We start from the raw sequence: 26,135 nt of genomic DNA on the forward strand, positions 1-26,135 counted from the left end.
AGAAAGCGGCAGGTGAAAGCTTTTTGCAGAATCTATCGTGAACCGGTCTTGGAGCTGTGCACCGAAGAGAAGAAAATCCATCAGGGAAAATTTATTTCGTAGGCTGCACCGGGATCTCCCGTTACAGAGAAGGTACAGAGAGCAGAGATCACGCGTATTACAAAATACAAAAATCGTGGGGTACAAATGCTTTGTGTCAGAGTGCAGGAGTTTTCCTGAATTTAGGTGGTACCGCGGATAAAAAAATTCGCCCTAAACTGCAGCTTGCGGTTTAGGGCTTTTTTCTGTTTGAAAACGAAGCATCTAACTCGTTACTTCAGTGATGAGTTAGATGCGTAAAATGTTGACTAAAAGCTTAAAATCGGACAGGCTGGAATGTTCTCGCGTCTGGAAGACTTCAGATGTTGAAAACCCAAAGAATAAGGAGGAAATCAGAAAATGAAACTTGAAAAATTAGTAGGAGAGCGCTTCAAAGAAAGACCTGCTGACTGTGTCATCGACAGCCATGCTATTATGGTAAAAGGCGGATACATCAAATATATGGCAAACGGAATCTATTCTTCCTATCTGCCGCTGCGCCGCATTGTGCGCAAAATCGAGCAGATCCTGCGCGAGGAGATGGACAAAATCGACGGCCAGGAAGTGCAGTTCCCGGTTGTCATGCCGGCTTCTCTGTGGGATGAGTCCGGCCGTTACGATAGCATCGGCGATGAACTGCTGCGTTTCACCGACCGCAACAATGCCAAAATGGTACTCGGCATGACCCACGAGGAGGCAGCCGTACACCTTGTACGCGAGTATGCACAGAGCTACACCAAATATCCGTTTATGATCTATCAGATCCAGACAAAATTCCGTGATGAGGCCCGTCCGAGAGCCGGACTGATCCGTGTGCGTGAGTTTACGATGAAGGATGCTTACTCCTTCCATACCAGCCAGGAAGATCTGGAGCAGTATTACGAGAAATGCCACGCAGCATACGAGCGCATCTTCGAGCGTGTCGGCGTGCCGGAGGTGGTATCTGTCAAATCCGATTCCGGTATGATGGGCGGAAACATCTCCCATGAGTTCATGCTTCTGACTCCGGTCGGAGAGGATTCCATCGTTCTGTGTGATTCCTGCGATTACAGAGCCAACATGGAGGCAGCTGAGAACATTTCCGATATCGCAAGAGACGCAGAATCCGCTGCACTCGAAAAGGTTTATACACCGAACGTCCACACCATTGAAGACGTCTGCAATTTCTTCGGAGACGAGACAAAGAACTCCTGCAAAGCCGTTGTTTATCAGCAGAATGTTGATGATAAATACGTTGTCCTTTTCATCCGCGGTGATCTCGAAGTCAACGAGACGAAGCTGGTCAACTTCCTCGGCGAGCAGGTTCACGCAGCCGTGATCACCGAAGAATGCGGACTGAACGCAGGCTATATCGGACCTGTGAACCTGAAGGTGAACGGAGATGCCGTTGTTCTCTATGATAAATCCCTCGAGGGAAGAAACAACCTTTCCTGCGGAGCCAACGAGGCAGAGCATCATTACAAAGGACTCGACATGGAGCGCGACGTTCCGAATGCCGAGTATCACGATTTTGCAAAAATCCAGGAGGGCGGCATCTGCCCGAAATGCGGCAAAAAGACCGTGAAGATTTCCAGGGGTATCGAGGTCGGAAATATCTTCCAGCTTGGAACCAAATATACAAAATCCATGAATATGACCTATGTCGATGCAAACGGCGAGAGCAAGACCCCGATCATGGGATGCTACGGTATCGGTGTCGGCCGTCTGGCAGCATCGGTCTGCGAGGCACATCACGATGAGTACGGCCCGATCTGGCCGAAAGCTATCGCTCCGTGGCAGGTACACCTCTGTGCGGTCCGCGTCGATGACGAGGAAGTAAGAGCATACGCGGACAAGCTGTACGAGGATCTGCAGAACGCAGGCATCGAAGTGATCTACGACGACAGAAGCGTCAGAGCCGGCGTAATGTTTGCCGATGCCGACCTGCTCGGCATTCCGCTTCGCATCATCGTAAGCCCGAAAAATATGAAACAGGGCGTTGTCGAGGTTGCATCCCGCGATAAGACTCTGAAAACACAGATTCCGCTGGAAAATGTGATGGAAGAGATTAAACAGTATCTGTAATGATTCAGAACCATGCGAAAGGGAAGAAAAATCGCGATGGGGTTCGGAAGAAGTTCGACAGGAGAAAACACGATATGGAACTCTGGGATATCTATGATGAAAACAAACAGCCGACCGGCCGCACGATGAAGCGGAATGACTGGCATATGAAGCCGGACGAGTTTCACCTGACGGTGCTCGGCGTAATCGCAAGACCGGACGGAACCTTCCTTATCACAAAACGTGTCATGACGAAAGCCTGGGCACCGGGCTGGTGGGAGGTTTCCGGCGGCGCGGCACAGGCAGGAGAGAGCTCTTGGGAGGCCGTGCGCCGTGAGGTCAGAGAGGAAACCGGACTCGATGTGAGCAAGGCTGACGGCGGTTATCTCTTTACCTACCGGCGCATCAACCCGGATGAGAGAGACAATTACTTTGTCGATGTCTATCGCTTCGTGATGGATGTCAAAGACGAAGATCTCCATCTTCAGGAGGAAGAAACAGACGGCTACCGTTTTGCTACGTTGGACGAAATCAAAGGGTACGCCGCAGAAGGTAAATTCCTGCATTACGACAGCATCCGCCAGGCATTTGAACTGTAACAGAGAAATAAGATAATAAAAACGCGTTCCCGCCGGAAACCACAGGGGTTTCCGAAAACGGGAACGCGTTTTTGTAATTTACAGGATTCTTTCTTGCCGTAGGCATGCCTGAAAAGGGCTTTTCGTAAGCGCGTAAGCGGTTCCTTGCGGTTAATCGCGATTGAACACTTCGCGGTTGAGCGCCTTTTCCTGATGGCTGACAATCGTTGTGCAGACAGCATCGCCTGTGATGTTGACGGCGGTACGCAGCATATCGAGAATACGGTCGATACCCATGATAAGAGCGATACCCTCCGTTGGCAGTCCGACGGAATTCAGTACCATAGCCAGGGTAACAAGTCCGACGCTTGGGATACCGGCGGTACCGATGGAAGCCAGTGTTGCGGTAACAACAACCGTTGCGAGGTTTGCCGGGGTCAGATGAATACCGTACGCCTCTGCGATGAAGATGACAGCGACACCCTGCATAATGGAGGTACCATCCATGTTGATGGTTGCGCCGAGCGGAATGGTGAACGAAGAAATCTGCTTCGAGACACCCATCTTTTTGTTCAGTGTATCAATCGACATCGGGATTGTCGCGTTGGAGGTTGCGGTGGAAAATGCAAATCCCATAACCGGAAGGAATTTCTTCACGAATTTAATCGGATTCAGCCGTGTGAATACGAACAGAAGAACCTGATAAATGACGAAGCACTGCAGTGCCAGCGCCAGTGTTACATTTCCCATGTATTTCAGCATCGGTGCGAACGCAGAAAAGCCGACCGTTGCAAAGGTACGTGCAATCAGACAGAAAACGCCGACCGGGGCCACCTTCATGACCGTCATGGTCATTTCCATCATGACATCGTTAAACTGGCTGATAAAGTTGGAAACGACCGAAGCGCGGTTTCCGAGCTTTGCCAGCATTACGCCGACAAACAGGGCGAATACGATGATGGGAAGCATATCGCCGTTTGCCATGGAACCAATCGGGTTCTTCGGGATGATGTTGAGCAGTGTATCCACCAGGCTGACGCTGGAATCTGCTGCTGTCGAGGACAGGTCGGCTTTCTGAACCGCACTCATGTTAAGTCCGAGACCCGGGTGAATGAGCAGGGCGGTTCCAAGTGCGATGCAGACGGCAAGTGCTGTGGTAACAAGGTAAAAGCCGATCGTTTTTACGCCGACCTTTCCGAGGGTTTTGCTGTCTCCGATGGACATACTTCCGCAGACGAGGGAGCAGAAGACAAGCGGTACGACAAGCATCTGCATCAGGCGGATAAAGCCCTGTCCGATGACATACAGCACACCTTCTACGATGACGGTGTCCTTGATATAGCTGGACGGGATCCAATAGTGAATCACCACGCCGAGCAGCGCACCGGCCAGCAGGGCAATAAAAATCTGGGTGGAAAGCCCGGGCTTCTTTTTTGACTTTTCCGTTGTTTCTTTTCTGTTTCGGACCATTATTCGATTCCTCCGGTTTCTTCGAGATATTCTTTCAGTGCCGTTTTCCAGTCGAGCGGCTCAGGAATACCGGTCAGGCGGAGCATCATGTTGTCCAGAACAGAATAGGTCGGGCGGACATCATCGCGTGCGACAACCGGGTAGAGATCAAGGTCACCGGTTTTTCCGGTATACTCGAGGATGGTTCTTGCAAACTCATAGCGGCTGCAGCTTCCGGGGCAGACAACGTGGTACAGACCATACTCCTCGCTGTCGATAAAGTGGCAGATCACGCGCGCAAGCTCAAAAGCACTGGTCGGAGCCGCATACTGGTTGTTTGGAACCTCCATCGTGCCGCCCTTTGCCGCATTGCGGAGTACTTCGTCCACAAAATCGCGGCCGATCCCGTAAATCCAGGAGCTTCGGATGATGACAAAGCGGTTCAAAAGCTGTGTCAGGATTTTCTCTCCGGCCTCTTTTGATTTTCCGTAGATCGTACGCGGATGCACGGTATCAAACTCGTTGTACGGGATGCGGGATTCCTTGTCGAAAACGTCATCCGTTGAGATCTGAATAACCTTTGCGTCGATATCATTGGCGGCAAGCGCTACGTTGCGCACACCGATGGCATTGACACGATAGGCTTCGTCGATGTTTTTTTCACACTCGGCAACGTCGGTCATACCGGCGCAGTTGATGATAACGTCGGGACGGTTGACATAAACGAACTGTGTGACTTCATCGATTTTGGTAATATCAACCTCGTGAATATCCGTTGGAAGAAGCTGATATTCCACACCCTCCAGCAGTTCCAGAAGGGCAGTACCGATGTGGCCTTCGGCACCTGTAATCCATATTTTTTTCATAGGTTCTCTCCTGTCCTTGATTTATATACAGAAAAACTGTAATTGTATTTATTTTACCTGTGGACTTTACAGAAGTCAATAAATTATGGAAAGTCTCTGTGCAGAACCGGAAAAAAGTGGTATCATTTCTGTATATGTCTGCAGTGTAAGACTGCATATCTGCTACAAAAGAAGGAGGAGTATTTTTGAAAAAGAACAAATATGAAATCGACATGTGCAACGGCACGATTATGGATAAGCTGATTTCCTTTTCGCTGCCGCTGATGGTGTCGGGAATTTTACAGCTCATGTTCAATGCGGTTGATATTATTGTAGTCGGACGGTTCAGCGGAAGCCAGGCGCTTGCGGCTGTCGGATCGACAACGGCACTCATCAACGTGTTCATCAACCTGTTTATGGGAATTTCACTCGGTGCGAATGTACTGGCGGCGCGGTATTATGCGGCGGGGCGCGACCGGGAGATGTCGGAAACGGTACATACATCGATCATGCTGGCGCTGATCAGCGGCGTTGTGATGGCGTTTGTGGGCGTATTTTTTGCAAAAGGCGCGCTGGAGCTGATGGATACACCGGCGGATGTCATTGATCAGTCGGCATTGTATATGAGAATTTACTTTATGGGAATGCCGTTTTTCATGCTGTACAACTACGGTGCGGCGATTCTGCGTGCCGTCGGCGACACGAAGCGGCCGCTGTATTTCCTGATTGTATCGGGTGTGATCAACGCTGGTCTGAATATGTTCCTCGTGATCGTGTTCAGTCTCGGCGTGGCAGGTGTGGCGATTGCAACGGTGGTTTCGCAGGCGATCTCCTGCGTGCTGGTTCTGCGGTGCCTCTATAAGAGCGAGGGAAGTTATCAGCTCCGGTTCTCGAAGCTGTGCCTGAAAAAGGATTACATCATCCCGATTTTCCAGGTCGGCATCCCGGCGGGTATTCAGAGTACCGTCATCAACTTCTCGAACGTGCTGCTGCAGTCATCCGTCAATTCCTTCGGTTCGATTGCAATGGCAGGCTACACGGCGGCCAACAATGTGCTGGGATTTTTATACACCTCAGTCAACTCCGTCACCCAGGCGTGCATGAGCTTCACAAGCCAGAACTACGGTGTCGGAAAATACAAACGAATGGATAAGGTGCTGATCGACTGCCTGATTCTCTCCAGCGGCATCGCACTGGTGATGGGTGGCGGCGCGTATCTGTTCGGTACGGAAATCCTGCAGATTTACACCGGGGACCCGGAGGTTATCCGCTGCGGTATGGAAATTCTGTCGATCACGACGGTTCCGTATTTCCTCTGCGGCATCATGGACCTCTTCCCGGGAGCCCTGCGCGGTATGGGATGCTCGGCGGTGCCGATGATTCTGTCCGTCATCGGAACGGTCGGAACGCGAATCGTGTGGATCTTCGGCATTTTCCCGCAGCACCGCTCGCTGTATGTGCTGTTCATTTCGTATCCGGGATCGTGGATCATCACGATTATCATGCAGGTGATCTGCTATCTGATTATGCGGAAGAAAGTCTACAGCCGGGCAGCAGCCGTATAAAAAAGAGAAAAAAGACAAAAAGCCAGAAAAACCGCGGATAAATCCATTTTTAGGTGGAATTATCCGCGGTTGTGTGATAAGATGACTGTATGCGAAGAGGCAGGTAGAAGATACAGGGACACCTGCCTCTTACTCTGTGAAAAAGGAGAGAAGAGAGAACATATGAAAAAGTTTTATGCATGGTATCAGAAGCATATTACAGGTGCGATCTTTACCGGACTGCTTCTCGGTATCTTAACCGGACTTCTTCTGGCGGACCGCTTTACGCCGATTCTGACCGTAACCGGCGTCATCGGCGGCATCTACATGAACGCCTTGAATATGATGATTTTCCCGATGGTATTCTGCTCAATTGTCATGGGCATCTGCAGCATCGGAAATGCAAAAACGACAGGTAAGATCACCGGCTACTCGATGATTTTCTTCCTGTGCACCACCGCGATTGCAAGTGCAGTCGGCATTATCATTCCAAGACTGATCCGCCTCGGAAAGGGAGTCCATTTTGAGATGGCAACTTCCGATATCCAGGCGACCGAGATGACCAGCATCCTCGACACGATCAAAAACCTGATTCCGTCCAATCCGGTGAAAGCATTTGCGGAGGGCAACATGCTCCAGGTACTCGTGTTCGCTGTCGTTGTCGGCTTTACGCTGATTGCGGTCGGAGAGAAGGGACAGCCGCTCTTAAACGTGATCGACTCCCTGAATGAGGTCTGTTTAAAAGTCATCAGCACCGTTATGTACTTCACCCCGATCGGTGTCTTCTGTACGATCGTGCCGGTTGTCGAGGCAAACGGAACCAAAACCATCGTTTCCCTGGCAACCCAGCTCATCATTCTGTATGTGGCATTCTATGGATTTGCGATCGTCGTCTACGGCGGCGCTGTAAAACTCATCGGAAAGACGAGTCCGGTCAAGTTCTTTAAGGCGATCATGCCGGCAGCCCTGAATGCATTCGGAACATGTTCCAGTTCCGCGACGATCCCAATCAGCAAGCGCTGTGTCGAGAAAGAACTCGGCGTTTCGAACCAGATCAGCAGTATCGCAATCCCGCTCGGTGCCACCGTCAACATGGATGCGGTATCGATCCTGATGTCGTTTATGATCATGTTCTTCGCAAATGCCTGCGGCATCAGCGTCAGCATTTCGATGATGGTGATCATTCTGCTTGCCAACGTCCTGCTTTCTGTCGGAACACCGGGTATCCCGGGCGGTGCGATCGCATCGTTCGCAGCACTCGCCACGATGGCAGGTCTTCCGGCCGGCGTCATGGGCGTTTACATCAGTATCAATACACTGTGTGACATGGGTGCCACATGCGTCAACGTCATCGGCGATATGGCAGGCTGCGTTGTGCTGCAGGAGAAAATCAAACTGGAAGAAAACTAAAAAATGTTACATAGAAAAAGAGGGATTCCTTTCACGGGAGTCCCTCTTTTGCAATGCGTAAAATAAATTAAATATAGTCCGAAACATATGGAATATGGTGGAAGAGCAGGTCGTCCAGGCATTCCACAGTCTGTGGCGTCGTTTCGATGCGCGCCATCTCATACAGCTTGGAAGCCGTCTTGTAGCCGAGCAGCAGTGTCGTGAGCGATGCGATCGTCATTTTCATCACATGGTCCGGCTCGCGGTCGGTCGGCACACAGTGTCCTTTTTCAAAGAAGAATGTGAAGCTGTCATTGTTCCACGGAAGCAGCTCATCCTCGATCTCAAAACGGATACACACATCCGGCTCGTCCGGGTCGCAGGCGTAATGTTCCATAAACTGCACGACATCGATGATACGCCCCATCGAGTACGGGCGAATCGTTTCTTTGATATCGCTGTCCTCAAGCTCGAACGCGATGGGTTCACTGTAGTAGTTATTTCCTTTGACCTCATCGATCATGGAATCGTGCGCATGAATATACTCCCAGAGTCCCAGCTGCGCTTCGCGGTTCAGATAGATCATCTCTTTGATATGCATGATATCGGAGCTGATCAGATAGACCATGTAGCCGTACGGCACATCATCAGCGGAATAGTAGATCGCAACGACGGTATCATCCTCATCCCAGCGGAAATATTCTTCCCACGCCAGATTGTTGCGGTAGAGGCAGCCGTGCGTCTTCGAAGCAAATTTGGTATGTAGTTCCTTAAAATCCTTGTCATCCCATGCTACGCGGCGCACATAGCCAGGGGCTTTGAGTTTCCGCGGCACCTGCGTGTCCTTGATGGTGTACGTCATCTTATTGGAAATGATTTCCCATCCGAGATTCCGGTAGAGCGGAATAGAGTAGGGATAGAGAAGCGCAAAGGAACGGTGGTTTTCCCGCATGCGCGTGAGACTCCGGATCATCAGCTTTTTCATGATGCCCTGGCCGGTGTATTCCGGGTAGGTGCAGACGCTGGTGACAAAACCGACGGGATAGCGGACACCGTAGATATTCATGTCCAGCGGATAAACCGCGAACTGTGATACCAGATCCTCCTCGCAGAAACAGCCGAGCACATCGGCACGGACGAGAACCGGGAATTTGGACTGCTTGATTTCATCGTCTTTCCATCCGCTTTCGGAAAGCTCCTGCTCTGTAACCTGAAAGGCGTAGCGCAGAAGTGCATTGTACTGCTCTGCGTCGTCGATGGTCAGCGGGCGGAAGGTTAAGTTCGAATCTTTCGTTTGAATCATGGATTACTCCCTCATTTTATTGTGAATCAAAGTATAGTGAATCAGATACTTTATTTTTTCGTAAATATTCTATCATAAGAAATGGAATTTGTGCAGTTAAAAATAAAGCCCATTCCGCAAATTTGGTAAAAAGATCAAAATAGTGTTAGAAATCGGATAAAAACTTCAAGAAACAGACAAAAAAATCTAATAAAATGAAAAACATACAGGGATAGTCTGCGCGAAAAAGTAGACATACGATTTCCAGGGTGACTGCGTTGAGATCGACGTGTTCAATCCGGAGACAAGAAAATATGTCTGGGACGTATGCAAGAAGAACTACTACGATTACGGCATCAATGCTTTCTGGCTGGATAACTCCGAGCCGGATTACGGTGTTTACGATTTCGATCATTACCGCTATATTGAAGGACCGGCGCTCTCCTGCAGCAACATCTATCCGCAGTTATACAGCCGTGTCTTCTATGATAAGAAGAAAAAACCGACCGCGTAAAACCGGTCGGTTTTTTTGAATAAATTTCCATTACAGGACGGTTTTTGTACACTTTTTTCTTGACGAAACGGGAAACAATCGTTACACTATTATGTATAACTGTAATTAAAATGGGAAAATGTAGCAAAACGCGGAAGCACACAAAGGGGTAATGAAGTTTTGTGTGTACCGGGGAGAAGAGAGGGAAACAGATGAATCAGACCGAATTGCCGGAATGTGAAAAAATAAATAAGAAAGAGCCTTCTAAGGATGTTCAGATGACACAGAAACAGGCAGAACGTCTGGTGGAACATCTGAAGAATATTTTCATGTATGTGCGGGTTCTCCGTCCGGATGAGATCGGAGATTTTATTATCGATGAAGAGAATGGCAAGCTGTGTGAATGCTACGCAGTATGGAACAAAGCGATGCCGTGCCTTAACTGTATTTCCGAAAAAGCCCTGCGGGAGAAATCGCAGAAATCAAAAATGGAATGCATTGCGTCGAATGTGTATCAGGTCATTGCAAGATACGTGGAGATCGAAGGAGAACCATGCGTGATCGAGATGATCAACCGTCTCGACGATGAAACACTGATGGACTCCGAAGGACGCCAGAATCTGGTAAGCAAGCTGAACAGCTACAGCGAAGAGCTGTATCGTGACGCGCTGACCGGAGTATTCAACCGCCGCTACTTCGAAGACCAGATCCGGGACGCCAGCTTTTGCTGCGGCGTAGCCATGATCGATCTCGATGATTTCAAATTATACAACGATACATACGGCCACAATGCCGGAGATATGGCGCTTGACACCATTGTAAAGACCGTCAAGCGCTGCACCCGACGTACCGACCGTCTGATCCGCTTAGGAGGAGACGAATTTCTGCTGGTTCTGCCGGAGATGGATGAGGAAAACTTTGTACAGAAATTAAAACAGATTCAGTCACAGATCCATGAGGCACAGGTGCCGGGCTACTCGAAGATGCGTCTTTCCGTCAGCGTAGGAGGTGTTCTGACAAGAGATGAGACGATCGGCGAAGCTGCGATGCGTGCCGACCAGCTGATGTATCTTGCAAAACAACGGAAAAACATGGTTGTCACCGAGAAAGACCAGATCCTGGGTTGTCAGGACGATGTTGTCCGTCAGGAAAACCGCAGAGAAAAACAGCGCATCCTGATCGTGGATGATTCCGAGATGAACCGTATCATCCTCTCGGAGATTCTGCAGGATGAATACGATATCATCGAGGCTTCCACCGGCGAAGAGTGCCTGCGTCTGCTGGAAGAATACGGAACAGGCCTTGCGCTGATCCTTCTGGATATCGTCATGCCGGGCATGGACGGTTTCGGAGTGCTTGACTACATGAACCGCAACCACTGGATCGAAGAGGTTCCGGTCATCATGATATCGAGCGAGGATTCCACCACATTTGTGCGCCGTGCGTATGAGCAGGGCGTATCCGATTATATCAGTCGTCCGTTTGATGCAAAAGTTGTTTACCAGCGTGTCTTCAATACGATCAAATTATATGCAAAACAGCGCCGTCTCGTGACGCTCGTCACCGAGCAGATTTACGAAAAAGAGAAAAACAATCAGATGATGATCAGTATCCTGAGTCATATCATGGAATTCCGGAATGGCGAGAGCGGACTTCATGTCCACCACATCAACGTTCTGACCAGTATGCTCCTCGAGCGTCTGGTACAGAAGACAGACCGCTACCACTTAAGCTGGTCCGATCAGCTGATGATCACAACGGCATCCGCGCTGCACGATATCGGAAAGATGGGCATTGACGAGAACATTTTAAATAAGCCGGGAAGGCTGACGAAAGAAGAGTTCGAGGAGATGAAGAAACATACCCTGATCGGAGCGTCCATGCTGAAGAGCCTGGAACTGTATCAGGACGAGAAGCTGGTACAGATTGCGTACCAGATCTGTCGCTGGCATCATGAGCGGTACGACGGAAAGGGTTACCCGGACGGCTTAAAAGGTGAGGAGATCCCGATTGCAGCCCAGGTTGTATCAATTGCCAATGTTTACGATGCGCTGACAAGCGAGCGTGTCTACAAATCGGCATACACGCACGAGAAAGCCATCGAGATGATCCTGAACGGCGAGTGCGGTGCCTTCAGCCCGCTGATGCTCGAGTGTCTGCTCGATATCAAAGATGCCATCTGCGAGGAGCTGAACACCATATCCGAAGAAAAACAGACTTCGATTCAGATTGAAAAGCTGAAAAAAATCTGAAATCGGGGGGGGGGCAGAGCTGAGTTTTCTGAACTCTGATGAGAAGTTATCCACAGAAGATGCCTGGGAGAACAGGTATCATGCGGATTCGAAAGACGATCTTAAATAAAAATATACCAAAACCCATGGATTTCTGAAAAGATTCCATGGGCTTTTCGCACCTTTGTGCAAATTTTTGTTGTGATTCCGGAGGACAACTGCTATAATAACAGAAAATGTCAAAAAATACGACAAAAATACCGGAAGAGGGCTGTGCGAACAAGTACACACAAGTCTGGAAAGGATAAATATCATGAATCAGTTGGAAGTATTACGAGAGAGCCTTGGACAGTGCGATGAGATTATTCTGGATGCGCTGCTGATGAGAAACCGTATTGTCGAGGACATTATGGTATATAAAGAAGCAAATAACGTGCCGATTCTCCAGCCGGAGCAGGAAGCAAAACAGAAGGAATGGCTGGAACGCCGGATGCAGGAAAAACGCCATAAAAACGAAGTGGCGGATGTTTTCGAGAGCATCACAAGAAACAGTAAAAAGATTCAGGCAAGAAAGCTGTTCAATTATAATATTGTACTGATTGGCTTCATGGGAGCCGGAAAGAGCACCATTTCCGATTATCTCAAAACCGTGTTTGCCATGGATATCATCGAGATGGATCAGATCATCGCAGAGCGTGCCGGTATGAGCATCTCCGATATTTTTGAGACTTACGGCGAACAGTATTTCCGTGACTGCGAGACGAATCTTCTGATTGAAATGCAGTCGAGAACAAACGTTGTCATTTCGTGCGGCGGCGGAACTCCGATGCGTGAGTGCAACGTTGCGGAGATGAAAAAGAACGGCCGCGTTGTTCTTCTGACTGCAAAGCCGGAGACGATTTTAGACCGTGTCAAAGACAGCCACGACAGACCGCTGATCGAGAACAACAAAACCGTTCCGTTTATCGCAGATCTGATGAGCAAGCGCCGTGAGAAATATGAGGCCGCAGCCGACATTATCATCGAGACGGACGGAAAGAGCGAGCTGGAGATCTGTGAGGAGCTGATCCACAGCCTGCGGCAGATGGATGCAAAAGCGGAATAAAAGAGAAAAAGCAAAGAAAAAGAAGAAGCAAGAAAAAGCAAGAAAAAGAAAGAAAAAGAAGAAGGAGAATGCTGTGTGCGACGGCAGCCTCCTTCTTTTCCTTTTGATACCGAATTGTTGCGCACTTAAAAAATACAAAATGTGTAGGAAAAAAGATTGACAAAAAAGATATTTTTCGATATTCTGATAAAAGTTGGGCTAAAATCACGTGAAAAGATTGAAAAAACAAGGTATTATTTCGTGCTATTGTCCGAATAAGAGAAAAAATTCAGGATAATTATATGAAAAACAATGGCCCGTGTGCAGACATAGCCGGATCAGCCGGGGAGGGTCTGCGGAAAACAAAGGAGGAACACCAATGAGAAAAAGAAACAAAGTCGTTTCTCTGCTTTTGGCAGGATGCATGGCAGCCGGTCTTCTGGCCGGATGCGGAAGCAGCGGAGAGGCACAGGTAGCAACTGCTGACAATGCTACAGCGGCATCAACCAGTACTGGAGCAGCGGATTCTGCAGCACCGGAGACTGCAGGTGAAGTGGACGGACAGATCAATCTTCGCGCGGTATCCTTTGGAAACAACTTCGATGTACAGGATATGGGATGGCGCTGGATGATGGCAGAGTGCTACGAAGGACTGATGCGTGACGTAGCAGATGAGAACGGAGACCGTTTCGAGTACGCCGGTGCAGAATCCATGGACGTATCCGACGACGGACTGGTTTATACCTTCCATCTGAGAAAGGATGCAAAATGGTCCGACGGACAGCCGGTTACCGCAGCAGATTATGAGTACGGCTGGAAACGTCTGTTAAATCCGGAATACGGATATTCCTATTCTTTCTTCCTGTTTAACGTAGTAGGAGCAGAGGAGTATTATAACGGACAGGGTTCTGCCGATGAGATCGGAATCAAAGCAGTTGACGATTACACCTTCGAGGTTACCTTAAAGGTAGCGGATCCGACCTTCCAGTCCAAGCTGGTAGCAACTCCGCTTTACCCGACCCGTCAGGATGTCGCAGAGGCAGCCGGAGACCAGTGGGGAAAAGACTGGACAAAGTGTGTCTACAACGGACCGTTTGCCATGACCAACCTGGTAGAAGATAACTCCATGACATGGGTAAAGAATGACCAGTACTGGGATAAGGACAACGTAAAACTGAATCAGGTAAACTGGTACTGTGTAGCAGAGAACGCAACAGCAGCAACCATGTTCGATAACGGACAGCTGGACGTTTTCGATGCAGCAGGCGATTACATTGCAAAATATGACAAAGAAGTAGAAGCAGGCAATATGCAGACCATGACCACCGAGTACCCGGGAACTATGGTTTTGTGCTACGAGCAGTCTGAGGGCGGAAAATCCGGTCTGATGAAAAACGTAAACATCCGCAAGGCAATTTCCTACTCCATCAACCGTGAGGAGATGGTATCAGCTGTTTACGGAAGATACACCGCAGCTTACGGCTTCGTTTCCCCGGCGATCACGCTCGACGGAACTTCCTACCGCAAGCAGGCGTCGGAGACGATGAAAAAGGAATATGAGCAGTATGCAGGAGATGCAGACAAGTTAAAAGCACTGTTCCAGAAAGGCCTTGATGAGCTTGGTATCACCGATAAACCGGAAGACATCACCATTACACTGCTGTCCCAGGGTTCTGCTACCGAGAATCAGCTCGAGAGAGAGTACCTGCAGCAGTCCATTTCCCAGAATCTGGGCGTAAAGGTAGAGCTGAATACCGTTGGCGATTACCAGATGTTTGCAAACGAGCGCGATAACAAGAACTACGATATCTTTGTAGGCGGATGGTTCAGCGATTACAACGATCCGCTGGATTTCCTGAACATCATGAAGACAGGCGTTTATGATTCCTACGGCCTCTATAGCAACAGCGAGTACGACAGCCTGATCGATTCTCTGACCGGAGAGAACGACAACGCAAAACGCCTTGAGATTTACCAGAAGCTGGAAGATCTGCTGGTTGCACAGGATTGTGGTGTTGCACCGCTGTACTACTCTGATAAACATTACTATTATCAGAACTGGGTAAAAGATTTCTACACATCCTCCTTCGGCGCAAGCCAGGAGCTTTACAGAGCAACTGTAGAGAAATAAAAAAAGCAGCAAAACAGAAGAAATGAGGGAAGAAGGGCTTATGAAACAATAGGCTCTTCTTTCGCTATCATAATAAAATTCCGGTCGAAAAAGACCGGACAGGGAGAGGATTTTTATGCCAAAATATTTACTGCGCCGTTTCGCGGAAATGCTGATCACACTGTTTCTGATTGCAACGGCCACGTTTTTCCTTCTGGAAGCGGTTCCGGGAGATCCGCTGACGGAGCGTGCGAGCAAGCTCTCGCCGACCGTAAAGGAAAACCTCTATAAGCGCTACGGCCTCGACAAGCCGATGATGGAGCGCTATGTGATCACAATGAAGGGAATCTGCAAGGGAGAGTTCGGGGAATCTGTTGTCTATGCGGGACAGACGGTACAGAAGCTGATTCATGACCGTCTTCCGGTATCCGCCCGCCTTGGTATCCAGCAGGTGCTGGCCGGTATCACGATCGGTCTGCTGCTTGGAATTCTTGCGGCAATGAGGAGGGGAAGCTTCTGGGACTATATGGTGATCGCCCTGTCGGTCCTCTTGATTTCCATTCCGAACCTGATCTTTGGTCTGATGCTTCAGAAAATTTTCGCAGGTAACCTGAAGGTTCTGCCGACGATCGGCTGGCCTGCGGGAAAGGATCTGTGGTTCGGAGGATGGGAATACACGATTCTTCCGACCCTGACAGGATGCTTTTCTTATATCGCAACGTATGCGCGTCTGCTGAAAACCTCGATGCTCGATGTGATCAATCAGGATTACGTGCTGACTGCTGAATCGAAGGGCTTAAGCCGCGGACAGATTATCCGCCGCCATATCCTTCGGAACTCGTTTATCCCGGTTATCACACAGCTTCCGATGTCGGTTGCCATGTGTATCACAGGCTCCTTCTTCATCGAGAGCATCTTTTCCATCCCGGGAATCGGACAGTATTATGTGACGGCGGTCAATAACCAGGATCTTTCCATTATCATGGGAGAGACGGTTATTATCGCAGCACTTTACATCGGTGTTCTCTTTATCACGGACCTGCTGTACGTGGTCGTTGACCCGAGAATCAGTCTGACAGGAAAGAGCAGATAAGGAGGATATTATGGCAGCATTAACACCGGAAAAATTTAAAGTAATAGGATACACCGAGGAAGATGCGAACCGGATTGACCGCCCGACCATTTCCTACTGGCAGGACGCCTGGAGACGGCTCCGCAAAAACCCGATCGCAATGGGATCTCTTGTTGTGCTCGGTATTCTGCTTGTCATGGTCATCATCGGACCGCATATCAAAGGATATGATTATGTATCCATGAATATCGCCGAGAAAAACCAGGGCGTATCGTCAAAATACTGGTTTGGAACCGACAACCTGGGACGTGACCTCTTCTCAAGAGTCTGGGTCGGCGCGCGGGCATCACTGATCATCGCGATCGTTGCAACGGCAATCAAACTCATCATCGGAACGGTATATGGCGCGCTGATGGCACATTTCGGCGGCTGGGTCGATGAGGTTCTGATGCGGATCATCGAGGTTATCAACTCGATTCCGTCTCTGCTTCTTACGATTCTGATCATGATGATTCTTGGAAATAACCTGTTTGCACTTCTGGTCGCGCTTAGTGTCACCGCATGGTGTAACACGGCACGTCAGGTGCGCGGTATGATCAAACAGCTCCGTGAGACGGAATACGTTTACGCGGCGGAGGTGCTCGGTGCAAAACCGCTCCGCATCATCTTAAAACACTATGTACCGAATATGCTGGGTATCCTGATTCTGGATACGGCGACGGCAATCCCGATGTTTATTTTTACGGAGGCAGGTCTTAGCTTCCTCGGCATCGGCCTCAAGGCACCATCGATCAGCCTTGGTGTCCTGATTTCGATGGGACAGCAGAACATGGATTTCTATCCGTCACAGCTTCTGTTCCCATGTCTCGTGCTCTGTATCATCGTTATGGCATTCAACCTTCTGGGAGACGGCCTGCGCGATGCCCTGGATCCGAGACTTCGCCAGTAATAAGTGGGAGATAACGATATGAACGAACAAAACAATCCGATTCTGGAAGTAAAAAACTTAAGAGTCTCTTATCACACCTATGCCGGTGAAGTAAAGGCAGTCCGCGGTGTACAGTTTTCTCTCGAGAAAGGTCAGGCGCTCGCAATTGTGGGCGAATCCGGCTGCGGAAAATCTGTAACGGCGAAATCCATCATGGGCCTCATCAAGGCCCCGCAGGGTGAGATTAAAGAGAACAGTGAAATTCTCTATCATGGAGAGAATATTCTGAAATACAACAAAAAACAGTGGCAGCATTACAAAGGCGGCGAGTGTGCAATCATTTTCCAGGATGCGCTGGCTTCCTTAAATCCGACGATGCGTGTCGGAAAACAGATTATGGAAAATCTGATGGGCCACAAAAACATGACAAAACAGGAAGCGGCAAAGGAGGCTGTCGAGATGCTGCGCATGGTCGGCATCCCGGAGCCGGAAAAACGTGTCAGACAGTATCCGCACGAATTTTCCGGCGGTATGCGTCAGCGTGTTATGATCGCGATTGCATTTGCCTGTGATCCGAAAATTCTGATCTGTGACGAGCCGACGACCGCACTCGATGTGACAATTCAGGGACAGATTCTCGATATTATCAAGAATCTGCAGAAGAAAAACCAGACGTCCGTTATCATGATCACACATGATCTTGGTGTTGTGGCGAATATCGCACAGAAGATTGCTGTCATGTATTCCGGTATTATCGTGGAAAGCGGAACGTGTGAGGATATTTTCTATCGTCCGCGTCACCCGTATACCTGGGCGCTGATCCGTTCCGTACCGCGTCTGGATCTGAAAAACAAGCAGGAACTCGCGACAATTCCGGGAACTCCGCCGGATCTTTTAAACCCGCCGGTCGGATGTCCGTTCTGCACGCGGTGCAGCTATTGTATGCCGATCTGTAAGGAAGAGATGCCGGAGGCAACGGAATTCGGCGGCGAGCATAAAGCTGCCTGCTGGCTCCATCACCCGATGGCACCAAAAGTAGAAATGCCAAATCTGGAAGGAGGAGAACTGTAATGGAAAATAACGAAAAAGAAGTGCTTTTTTCCGTTTCCCATCTGAAAAAATATTTTCAGGTCGGAAACCATGCGACCTTAAAGGCCGTGGATGATGTCTCCTTCGAAATTTACAAGGGTGAGACACTTGGAATGGTTGGCGAGTCCGGATGTGGAAAGACAACGTGCGGCCGTACCTGCATCGGCCTGTATGACAAGACCGACGGACAGGTGCTCTACAAGGGAACCGATGTCCATGCGTTAAACGGAAAAGAGCGGTTTGCCTTCAAAAAACAGGTACAGATGGTCTTTCAGGATCCGTATGGATCACTCGACCCACGTATGACCGTTGCCGACATCATCGGCGAGGGCATCGACATTCACCATCTGGCAAAGAATAAGAAAGAGCGCCAGGAGATGATCTACAAATATCTGGAACTGGTCGGACTGAACCGCGAGCATGCGAACCGTTTTGTGCACGAGTTTTCCGGCGGACAGCGCCAGCGAATCGGTATTGCGCGTGCGCTTGCCGTGCAGCCGGAGTTCATCGTTCTCGATGAGCCGATCTCCGCACTCGATGTTTCGATCCAGGCACAGATCGTCAATCTTCTTGTGGATCTGCAGAAAAAGATGGGACTGACCTATCTTTTCGTTGCCCATGATCTGTCGATGGTCAAACATATTTCCGACCGTGTGGCGGTTCTGTATCTGGGAACGCTCGTCGAGCTGACGACATCCGAGGAGCTGTACGCCAACCCGCGCCACCCGTACACACAGGCACTGCTCTCCGCGATTCCGATTCCGGACCCGAAAGTAGAGGCAGAGCGCGACCGCAAAAAAATCCGCCTCGAAGGCGAGGTGCCGAGCCCGATCAACACGAAGCCGGGCTGCAAATTCCAGGGAAGATGCAAGTACGCAAAAGACATCTGCCGACAGCAGATGCCGGAATTAAAAGACGTGGGCAACAATCACTTTGTGGCATGTCATTTCTGTGATGCGTTAGAAGAAAATAAGGAATTGTAAAACATGGAAAAGATAAAGAACATCTGCTGTGATCTCGGCAGAGCATTTACAATCGGCCTGCTCTCCGGCGGCGCTGCGGCAGCTGTGCTGCTGCTGGGAGGATTCCTCTTTGGGGGATTCACGTTCCGCGCTGCCCTTGAGGCGGCGAAAGACGGCTTGCTGCTGATCGCGGCCCTCGGCATGTTCGTGATCGCCGGAATGCTGATGGTAAAAGGCAAAAACCCGGAGAAATTCACGCAGAAGGAAAAATGGCGCGTCCACTTTGCCGTACTCGGATATAAGAGTGTGTTCGCAGTTCTCTGCGTTTCCTGGGTGCTGTGGGCGGCAGCGGCGGATTATCTTTTGTATCGGATGTGAAAATAGTTTCTATAAATAAAAAGAGAATTTTGCAGACTGTAAAAATGAGGTCCGGCAAAATTCTCTTTTTTCGTTTAGTCGTTATTCGTCTTCGAGACGGGAGATAACCATCTCCATGGATTTCTGATATTCTTCATCCGAAGAATTGTAGAACAGCATCAGATCGAGGCAGCTGCTCATTTTCTTCAGTGCTTCCGGGATGGAGTAGTCGATCGTTTTCACATATTCATCCCAGTGCTCCAGCTTCCACGTATCGCGCACGGAGTTGCGGTCGATCATGCGCTGGTGGCAGATCTCCGGTTTTGTGACAACCCAGATCACAACAAGCTTTGCCCCATGGTCAGCGAGCTTTTTGGAGAAGTCTTTCAGGAACTTCTCATCATGCACTTCGCGTGTGAATGGTGCGTTGATCAGCACAATATCGTCATACTCGAGTGCTTCCAGTCCGAAATTGACCGTTACTTCATATTCATAATCGCGGATATTCTCCTCGAAGAAATCAGAACTGCGGTTGATTTCCTGTCCGCCCGCTTTGAAAACGCGGTTCGACAGCGGAATGACCGTGTCCTTGTCGAGATAAACAACGTGTTTCAGCTCCTTGGCGAGCTGTTTTGAAATGTATGTCTTTCCGCACGCCGGCGGCGAGGTTACGAGGATCATCTTTTTCATCGTTTGTATGTCTTCCTTTCCAGTTGAATCAAAAAAAATCACTCCTAGCATTATAGAAAATTTGGGAAAAAATTGCAAGAGAAAAGACGGTTGTGCCAGAGAAAAAATTGTCTTATAATAAAATAAGATTTTTATGCCATCACGGAGAAAATAAATGGAGGAAAGACAATGAGCAGAGCAAATACACGAGTTGTGAAAATCGGCGACCGGGTCATCGGAGGCGGAAATCCGATTCTGATCCAGTCCATGACGAATACCAAAACAGAAGATGTGGAGGCAACCGTAAAGCAGATCCAGGCGCTCACGGAAGCCGGATGTGACATTATCCGATGCGCCGTCCCGACCATGGAGGCAGCCAGGGCGCTGTCCGAGATCAAAAAGCAGATCTCGATTCCGCTTGTAGCAGATATTCATTTTGACTATCGATTGGCGATCGCCGCGATCGAAAACGGAGCCGATAAAATCCGCATCAACCCGGGCAACATCGGCAGCCGCGACCGGATCCAGGCGGTTGTAGATGCAGCAAAAGAACGCCAGATTCCGATCCGCGTCGGCGTCAACAGCGGTTCACTCGAAAAAGAGCTGGTGGAAAAATACAACGGCGTAACGGCAGAGGGCCTGGTGGAGAGCGCGCTCGACAAAGTGCGGATCATCGAGGAGATGGGCTATGACAATCTCGTCATCAGTATCAAATCGTCTGATGTGATGATGTGTGCAAAAGCGCATGAGCTGATCACGAACCAGACGGATCATCCGCTTCATGTCGGCATTACGGAGGCAGGAACGCTGTATTCCGGCAACATCAAATCGGCAGTGGGGCTCGGTATTATTTTATATCAGGGCATCGGAGATACGATCCGTGTTTCCCTGACCGGCGATCCGCTCGAGGAAATCAAATCCGCAAAACGGATCTTAAAGACCCTGGGACTTCGAAAAGGCGGCATTGAGGTCGTATCGTGTCCGACCTGCGGACGGACCCAGATTGATCTGATCGGACTGGCAAACCAGGTGGAAACACTGGTGCAGGGCTACGATCTTGATATCAAGGTTGCCGTCATGGGCTGCGTGGTCAACGGACCGGGCGAGGCAAAAGAGGCGGATCTTGGTGTTGCAGGCGGAAAAGGCGTCGGCATTTTAATTAAAAAAGGTGAAATCGTGAAAAAAGTACCGGAGAGCGAGCTGCTGTCCGTCTTAAAGGACGAGCTGGATCACTGGGGCAAGTAGAAAAGAAAGCAGGAATAGGAATGGAAAAACAGTTTCAGGAAGTATTTCCGGATTTGAGAATCGAAGGGGGCATGGCAGAGCTTCTCGATACCGTGGAGGTTTCGCGGGTATCGATCAATAAGAAAAAAGATCTGCTGCGGATCTATGTGGTCAGCCATCAGTGGATTCACAAAAAATATATTTATCAGCTGGAGCGCCAGATCGAGGAGCAGCTCTTTTCCAACGTGCCGCTGCGCGTGAAGATTATTGAGCGGTTCTATCTGTCGCGCCAGTATACGCCGGAAAACTTTCTGGAGGTGTACCGTCCGAGTATCCTGCTCGAGCTGAAAAACCACAGTGTCTTTCTGAATCATCTGTTTTCGACTGCCGAGATTACCTTCCCGGAGACGAACAAAATGCACCTGGTGCTCGTGGATTCCGTTGTGGCAAAGGAGCGCGAGGAGGAGCTGGTCCACATTCTCGAGAAAATCTTCTGTGAGCGGTGCGGCTTCGACCTGATCGTGGAAACCGAGATGAGAAAGCCGGAGGGCGAGAGCCGCGCCATGAGAAATTCCGAGCTCCGCATCCGGGAGGAAGTGCGCCACGTTCTGGCGCATACCCATTACGGTGAGATGCTCGGCGAAAAAGAGCAGAACCGGATGGAAGAGCAGGCGGAAGCAGCAGGCGAACAGCCAAAAGCAGCCGCAGCAGCCAAGGACGGCGAGGCGAAAAAAGAAAAAGCAGCAGACGGCGGAAGGGGAAAAGGTTTTTCCGGCGGCGGACGCGGTTCCTTCAAAAAAGGCAAGGGCAGTTTCGGCCGGAATGCGGACAATCAGCCGCGCAAATCCTCCAATCCGGATGTGCTGTACGGAAGAGATTTCGAGGATGAGAGCGTGGAGATTCTGAAAATCGGCGATGAGATCGGTGATGTTGTCATCCGAGGAAGAGTCCAGAGTGTGGATATGCGCGAAATCCGGAATGAGCGTACGATTTTCATGTTCACGATCACCGACTTTACAGATACCATCGGCGTCAAGATTTTCGTCCAGAACGCGGAAGTGCCGGAATTAAAGGATGCGATCAAAAAAGGCGCGTTCATTAAAGTAAAAGGAAAAACGACGGTTGATGCATTTGACCACGATCTGACGGTTATGTCTGTCTGGGGCATCAAGAAGATCACCGATTTCCGTACCGGCCGTCAGGATACGAGTCCGGTGAAGCGTGTGGAGCTGCACTGCCATACAAAGATGAGCGATATGGACGGTGTCACCGATGCTGCCCGTCTGGTACAGCGTGCCTACGAGTGGGGCCATCCGGCGATCGCGATCACCGATCACGGCGTGGTGCAGTCCTTCCCGGAGGCAAACCATGCGATCGAGGCGATCGACGGCGCTTACCGGAAAAAATACCAGGCAGAGCACCCGGATGCGACAAAAGATGAGCTGAAAAAAGTTTCGGCTCCGTTCAAGGTCATCTACGGCATGGAGGCTTATCTCGTCGACGACTTGAAAGATATCGTTGTCAACAGCAAAGGACAGGACATCCACGGAAGCTACGTTGTTTTCGATATCGAGACGACGGGATTTTCCCCGGTTGTCAACAAAATCATTGAGATCGGCGCCGTCCGTGTGGAAAACGGAGCGATTGTCGATAAGTTTTCCACCTTCGTCAATCCGAAAGTCCCGATCCCGTTCCGGATTGAGAATCTGACCGGCATCAACGACAACATGGTTCTTGACGCGCCGGACATCGAAACGGTGCTGCCGAAATTCCTGGAGTTCAGTGAGGGAGCCGTTATGGTTGCCCACAATGCTTCGTTCGATATGAGCTTTATCGAGCACAACTGCGTCCTGCAGGGGATCGAGCGGGAATTTACAACGGCGGACACCGTCGCCATGGCGCGTTTCCTGCTGCCGGGCCTGAACCGTTTCAAGCTGGATACCGTTGCGAAGGCGGTCGGCGTATCGTTGGAAAACCATCACCGTGCGGTGGACGATGCCGGCTGTACGGCGGAAATTTTCGTGAAATTCGTAAAAATGCTGGAGGAGCGCAATATTCTGACTCTGGATGATCTGAATGCGCAGGGAAAAGTATCGGAGGAGGCTGTGCGCAAGCTTCCATCGTACCATGCGATCATTCTGGCAAAGAACGAGACGGGACGTGTCAATCTGTACCGCCTCGTGTCGGAATCCCACCTGAAATACTACAACCGCCGGCCGAAGCTGCCAAAGAGCGTCTACCTGAAATACCAGGACGGTCTGATGATCGGATCTGCCTGCGAGGCGGGCGAACTCTACCAGGCAATCCTGCGCGGTGAACCGGATGCGGCGATTGCGCGTCTCGTGGACTTCTACGATTATCTGGAAATCCAGCCGATCGGCAACAACGCGTTCATGATCAAAAAAGAGGACGTTTCTGCCGTAGAGAGCGAGGAGGATTTAAAGGAGATCAACAGGCGCATCGTCAAACTTGGCGAGCAGTTCCATAAGCCTGTTGTGGCAACGTGCGACGTCCACTTCATGGATCCGCAGGACGAGATCTACCGCCGCATCATCATGACCGGAAAAGGTTTTGACGACGCGGATGAGCAGGCACCGCTGTTCCTGCGCACCACCGAGGAGATGCTTGAAGAGTTTTCGTATCTCGGAAGTGAGAAAGCGGAGGAGGTCGTCATCACCAATCCGCGCAAAATCTCCGACCTTGTCGAGAAAATCTCCCCGATCCGTGCCGGAAAATTCCCGCCGGTCATCGAGGATTCCGACAAGACACTGCGGAGAATCTGTTACGACCGCGCGCATGAAATCTACGGCGAGGAGCTGCCGGAGATCGTTTCCGCGCGCCTCGAACGGGAGCTGAACTCCATTATTTCCAACGGATATGCCGTTATGTACATCATCGCACAGAAACTAGTGTGGAAGTCGAACGAGGACGGCTACCTCGTAGGATCGCGTGGTTCCGTCGGTTCCTCGTTCGTTGCGACGATGGCGGGAATCACGGAGGTAAACCCGTTGAGCCCGCATTACTACTGCGAGTCGTGCCATTACAGCGAGTTCGATTCGCCGCGCGTCAAAGAGTACGTCGGCCGTGCCGGATGCGATATGCCGGACGCCGTCTGCCCGAACTGCGGCAAGCCGCTGAAAAAAGCCGGATTTGACATTCCGTTCGAGACGTTCCTTGGATTCAAGGGAAACAAAGAGCCGGATATCGACCTGAACTTTTCCGGTGATTACCAGAGTAAGGCGCACAAATACACAGAGGTTATTTTCGGCGCCGGTCAGACGTTCCGTGCGGGAACCATCGGTACGCTGGCGGATAAAACAGCGTTCGGTTACGTGAAGAACTATTACGAAGAGCGCGGCCAGCACAAACGGAACTGCGAGATCGACCGTATCGTGGAAGGATGCACCGGCATCCGCCGTACCACCGGCCAGCACCCGGGCGGTATCATCGTTCTGCCGTTCGGTGAGGACATCAACTCCTTCACCCCGGTGCAGCATCCGGCGAACGATATGACAACCGACATTATTACGACCCATTTCGATTACCACTCCATTGATGCCAACCTCTTAAAGCTCGACATTCTCGGACACGATGATCCGACCATGATCCGTATGCTCGAGGATATCACGCATCTTGATGCGCAGACGATTCCGCTCGATAACCCGGAGGTCATGTCGCTGTTCAAGAGCACCGAGGCGCTCGGCATCAAGCCGGAGGACATCGGCGGCTGCCCGCTTGGATGCCTTGGCGTGCCGGAGTTCGGTACCGATTTCGTTATCCAGATGCTTCTGGACACGAAGCCGCAGTCGTTCTCTGACCTGATCCGTATCTCCGGTCTGTCGCACGGAACCGACGTATGGCTCGGCAATGCGCAGACCCTGATCGAGGAGGGCAAGGCGACGATTTCCACCGCCATCTGTACCCGGGACGATATCATGATCTACCTGATCGACAAGGGACTCGAAAGTGAGCTTTCCTTTACGATCATGGAGAGTGTGCGAAAAGGAAAGGGCTTAAAACCGGAGTGGGAAGAGGAGATGAAGGCCCACGATGTGCCGGACTGGTACATCTGGTCATGTAAAAAGATCAAGTACATGTTCCCGAAAGCCCACGCGGCGGCGTACGTCATGATGGCGTACCGCATCGCTTACTATAAAATTTTCTATCCGCTGGCGTACTATGCGGCGTACTTCTCCATTCGTGCGTCCGCATTCTCCTACGAGCTCATGTGCATGGGACGCGACCGGCTGGAATATTATATGAAAGATTACGAAAAACGGAAAGACACGCTGACTCAGAAGGAGCAGGCAACCGTCAAGGATATGAAGATTGTCCAGGAAATGTACGCCCGCGGCTTCGATTTCGTGCCGGTGGACCTCTATAAGGCACAGGCGCACCGCTTCCAGGTCTACGATGACAAACATCTGATGCCGGCGCTCGACTCGATCGAGGGTCTGGGCGACAAGGCGGCCGACGCCGTTGTCCTTGCGGCACGAAACGGAAAATTCCTCTCGAAAGATGATTTCCGCGACCGCACCAAGGTCAGCAAGACGATTATCGACTTTATGGCGGACCTCGGTGTCTTCGGAGATCTGCCCGAAAGCAATCAGTTTTCGCTGTTCGACTATTAAAAGGAGCGTCCCCTTTCCGTTGCAATCCCGTGCGTCTTGGGGTATAATCAGACGTTGTGGAAAAGAACGAAAACGAT

18 protein-coding genes, 1 pseudogene and 1 other annotated feature (1 of these 20 cut by a window edge) are annotated in these 26,135 nt (G+C 50.3%); of the genes and pseudogenes, 15 read left to right on the top strand and 4 right to left on the bottom strand.

What is annotated here, in order from left to right:
* Positions 1 to 258, top strand: a binding site (T-box leader) (it extends 45 nt beyond the left edge of the window).
* Between the two features lie 180 nt (positions 259 to 438).
* Positions 439 to 2,142: a proline--tRNA ligase gene (locus DXD92_RS09910; RefSeq protein ID WP_022462387.1), complete on the top strand. Its 1,704-nt coding sequence runs from the start codon at positions 439 to 441 to the stop codon at positions 2,140 to 2,142.
* A 74-nt stretch (positions 2,143 to 2,216) separates the two neighbouring features.
* On the top strand, positions 2,217 to 2,720 hold the full coding sequence (locus DXD92_RS09915) for an NUDIX hydrolase (protein ID WP_117804932.1): 504 nt from the start codon (positions 2,217 to 2,219) through the stop codon (positions 2,718 to 2,720).
* Positions 2,721 to 2,870: 150 nt separating this feature from the next.
* Here the strand turns inward: DXD92_RS09915 and DXD92_RS09920 are convergent, their stop codons facing one another.
* Positions 2,871 to 4,169 (bottom strand): dicarboxylate/amino acid:cation symporter, encoded by a 1,299-nt coding sequence (locus tag DXD92_RS09920; protein ID WP_022462385.1) that lies wholly within the window; start codon positions 4,167 to 4,169, stop codon positions 2,871 to 2,873.
* Positions 4,169 to 5,014 (bottom strand): dTDP-4-dehydrorhamnose reductase, encoded by an 846-nt coding sequence (gene rfbD, locus DXD92_RS09925; RefSeq protein WP_117509864.1) that lies wholly within the window; start codon positions 5,012 to 5,014, stop codon positions 4,169 to 4,171. Before rfbD ends, DXD92_RS09920 begins: the two co-directional genes overlap by 1 nt.
* A gap of 212 nt (positions 5,015 to 5,226) precedes the next feature.
* Here rfbD and DXD92_RS09930 point away from each other — a divergent pair, with 212 nt between their 5' ends.
* Entirely contained in the window at positions 5,227 to 6,558 is a 1,332-nt protein-coding gene (locus DXD92_RS09930) for an MATE family efflux transporter (protein WP_117804950.1), read from the top strand.
* Between the two features lie 162 nt (positions 6,559 to 6,720).
* Entirely contained in the window at positions 6,721 to 7,947 is a 1,227-nt protein-coding gene (locus tag DXD92_RS09935) for a dicarboxylate/amino acid:cation symporter (RefSeq protein WP_117802377.1), read from the top strand.
* Positions 7,948 to 8,014: 67 nt separating this feature from the next.
* Here DXD92_RS09935 and DXD92_RS09940 read toward each other — a convergent pair whose 3' ends face one another.
* Complete coding sequence (locus DXD92_RS09940; protein ID WP_022462381.1) at positions 8,015 to 9,229, bottom strand: GNAT family N-acetyltransferase; 1,215 nt, start codon at positions 9,227 to 9,229, stop codon at positions 8,015 to 8,017.
* Positions 9,230 to 9,485: 256 nt separating this feature from the next.
* Here DXD92_RS09940 and DXD92_RS09945 point away from each other — a divergent pair.
* From DXD92_RS09945 to DXD92_RS09985, 9 genes and pseudogenes are all read left to right on the top strand, one after another.
* Positions 9,486 to 9,722, top strand: a pseudogene (locus DXD92_RS09945) (TIM-barrel domain-containing protein); the annotation flags it as partial.
* A gap of 191 nt (positions 9,723 to 9,913) precedes the next feature.
* Positions 9,914 to 11,953, top strand: coding sequence for a diguanylate cyclase (locus DXD92_RS09950; protein WP_330427580.1), 2,040 nt, complete (start codon positions 9,914 to 9,916; stop codon positions 11,951 to 11,953).
* 292 nt (positions 11,954 to 12,245) lie between these two features.
* Complete coding sequence (locus DXD92_RS09955; protein WP_117761637.1) at positions 12,246 to 13,037, top strand: shikimate kinase; 792 nt, start codon at positions 12,246 to 12,248, stop codon at positions 13,035 to 13,037.
* A gap of 358 nt (positions 13,038 to 13,395) precedes the next feature.
* Complete coding sequence (locus DXD92_RS09960; RefSeq protein WP_118640485.1) at positions 13,396 to 15,147, top strand: peptide ABC transporter substrate-binding protein; 1,752 nt, start codon at positions 13,396 to 13,398, stop codon at positions 15,145 to 15,147.
* Positions 15,148 to 15,262: 115 nt separating this feature from the next.
* Positions 15,263 to 16,219 (top strand): ABC transporter permease, encoded by a 957-nt coding sequence (locus DXD92_RS09965; RefSeq protein ID WP_117509869.1) that lies wholly within the window; start codon positions 15,263 to 15,265, stop codon positions 16,217 to 16,219.
* A 10-nt stretch (positions 16,220 to 16,229) separates the two neighbouring features.
* Entirely contained in the window at positions 16,230 to 17,147 is a 918-nt protein-coding gene (locus DXD92_RS09970; RefSeq protein WP_022462668.1) for an ABC transporter permease, read from the top strand.
* Between the two features lie 18 nt (positions 17,148 to 17,165).
* On the top strand, positions 17,166 to 18,197 hold the full coding sequence (locus DXD92_RS09975; protein ID WP_022462667.1) for an ABC transporter ATP-binding protein: 1,032 nt from the start codon (positions 17,166 to 17,168) through the stop codon (positions 18,195 to 18,197).
* Positions 18,197 to 19,198, top strand: coding sequence for an ABC transporter ATP-binding protein (locus DXD92_RS09980; protein WP_022462666.1), 1,002 nt, complete (start codon positions 18,197 to 18,199; stop codon positions 19,196 to 19,198). Before DXD92_RS09975 ends, DXD92_RS09980 begins: the two co-directional genes overlap by 1 nt.
* 3 nt (positions 19,199 to 19,201) lie before the next feature.
* Positions 19,202 to 19,555: a hypothetical protein gene (locus DXD92_RS09985; protein WP_022462665.1), complete on the top strand. Its 354-nt coding sequence runs from the start codon at positions 19,202 to 19,204 to the stop codon at positions 19,553 to 19,555.
* Between the two features lie 81 nt (positions 19,556 to 19,636).
* On the opposite strand, the gene DXD92_RS09990 is transcribed toward DXD92_RS09985, so the two are convergent.
* Positions 19,637 to 20,224: an AAA family ATPase gene (locus DXD92_RS09990; protein ID WP_117509871.1), complete on the bottom strand. Its 588-nt coding sequence runs from the start codon at positions 20,222 to 20,224 to the stop codon at positions 19,637 to 19,639.
* Positions 20,225 to 20,392: 168 nt separating this feature from the next.
* On the opposite strand from DXD92_RS09990, the gene ispG reads away from it, so the two are divergent.
* The gene (gene ispG / locus DXD92_RS09995; protein ID WP_117509872.1) at positions 20,393 to 21,448 is read left to right on the top strand and encodes a flavodoxin-dependent (E)-4-hydroxy-3-methylbut-2-enyl-diphosphate synthase; all 1,056 of its coding nucleotides are present in this window, start codon (positions 20,393 to 20,395) and stop codon (positions 21,446 to 21,448) included.
* A 20-nt stretch (positions 21,449 to 21,468) separates the two neighbouring features.
* Positions 21,469 to 26,058: a PolC-type DNA polymerase III gene (locus DXD92_RS10000; protein WP_117509873.1), complete on the top strand. Its 4,590-nt coding sequence runs from the start codon at positions 21,469 to 21,471 to the stop codon at positions 26,056 to 26,058.
* Positions 26,059 to 26,135 lie beyond the last annotated feature (77 nt).

The organism is Blautia sp. TM10-2 (genome assembly GCF_003480845.1).
Classification (GTDB): domain Bacteria; phylum Bacillota; class Clostridia; order Lachnospirales; family Lachnospiraceae; genus Fusicatenibacter; species Fusicatenibacter saccharivorans.

Coding starts and splice junctions, on each gene's coding strand:
- DXD92_RS09960 (WP_118640485.1), top strand. CDS start 13,396: ATGAGAAAAAGAAACAAAGTCGTTTCTCTGCTTTTGGCAGGATGCATG.
- DXD92_RS09990 (WP_117509871.1), bottom strand. CDS start 20,224: ATGAAAAAGATGATCCTCGTAACCTCGCCGCCGGCGTGCGGAAAGACA.
- DXD92_RS09910 (WP_022462387.1), top strand. CDS start 439: ATGAAACTTGAAAAATTAGTAGGAGAGCGCTTCAAAGAAAGACCTGCT.
- DXD92_RS09970 (WP_022462668.1), top strand. CDS start 16,230: ATGGCAGCATTAACACCGGAAAAATTTAAAGTAATAGGATACACCGAG.
- DXD92_RS09980 (WP_022462666.1), top strand. CDS start 18,197: ATGGAAAATAACGAAAAAGAAGTGCTTTTTTCCGTTTCCCATCTGAAA.
- DXD92_RS09950 (WP_330427580.1), top strand. CDS start 9,914: ATGAATCAGACCGAATTGCCGGAATGTGAAAAAATAAATAAGAAAGAG.
- DXD92_RS09915 (WP_117804932.1), top strand. CDS start 2,217: ATGGAACTCTGGGATATCTATGATGAAAACAAACAGCCGACCGGCCGC.
- DXD92_RS09935 (WP_117802377.1), top strand. CDS start 6,721: ATGAAAAAGTTTTATGCATGGTATCAGAAGCATATTACAGGTGCGATC.
- DXD92_RS10000 (WP_117509873.1), top strand. CDS start 21,469: ATGGAAAAACAGTTTCAGGAAGTATTTCCGGATTTGAGAATCGAAGGG.
- DXD92_RS09920 (WP_022462385.1), bottom strand. CDS start 4,169: ATGGTCCGAAACAGAAAAGAAACAACGGAAAAGTCAAAAAAGAAGCCC.
- DXD92_RS09965 (WP_117509869.1), top strand. CDS start 15,263: ATGCCAAAATATTTACTGCGCCGTTTCGCGGAAATGCTGATCACACTG.
- rfbD (WP_117509864.1), bottom strand. CDS start 5,014: ATGAAAAAAATATGGATTACAGGTGCCGAAGGCCACATCGGTACTGCC.
- ispG (WP_117509872.1), top strand. CDS start 20,393: ATGAGCAGAGCAAATACACGAGTTGTGAAAATCGGCGACCGGGTCATC.
- DXD92_RS09955 (WP_117761637.1), top strand. CDS start 12,246: ATGAATCAGTTGGAAGTATTACGAGAGAGCCTTGGACAGTGCGATGAG.
- DXD92_RS09985 (WP_022462665.1), top strand. CDS start 19,202: ATGGAAAAGATAAAGAACATCTGCTGTGATCTCGGCAGAGCATTTACA.
- DXD92_RS09975 (WP_022462667.1), top strand. CDS start 17,166: ATGAACGAACAAAACAATCCGATTCTGGAAGTAAAAAACTTAAGAGTC.
- DXD92_RS09930 (WP_117804950.1), top strand. CDS start 5,227: ATGTGCAACGGCACGATTATGGATAAGCTGATTTCCTTTTCGCTGCCG.
- DXD92_RS09940 (WP_022462381.1), bottom strand. CDS start 9,229: ATGATTCAAACGAAAGATTCGAACTTAACCTTCCGCCCGCTGACCATC.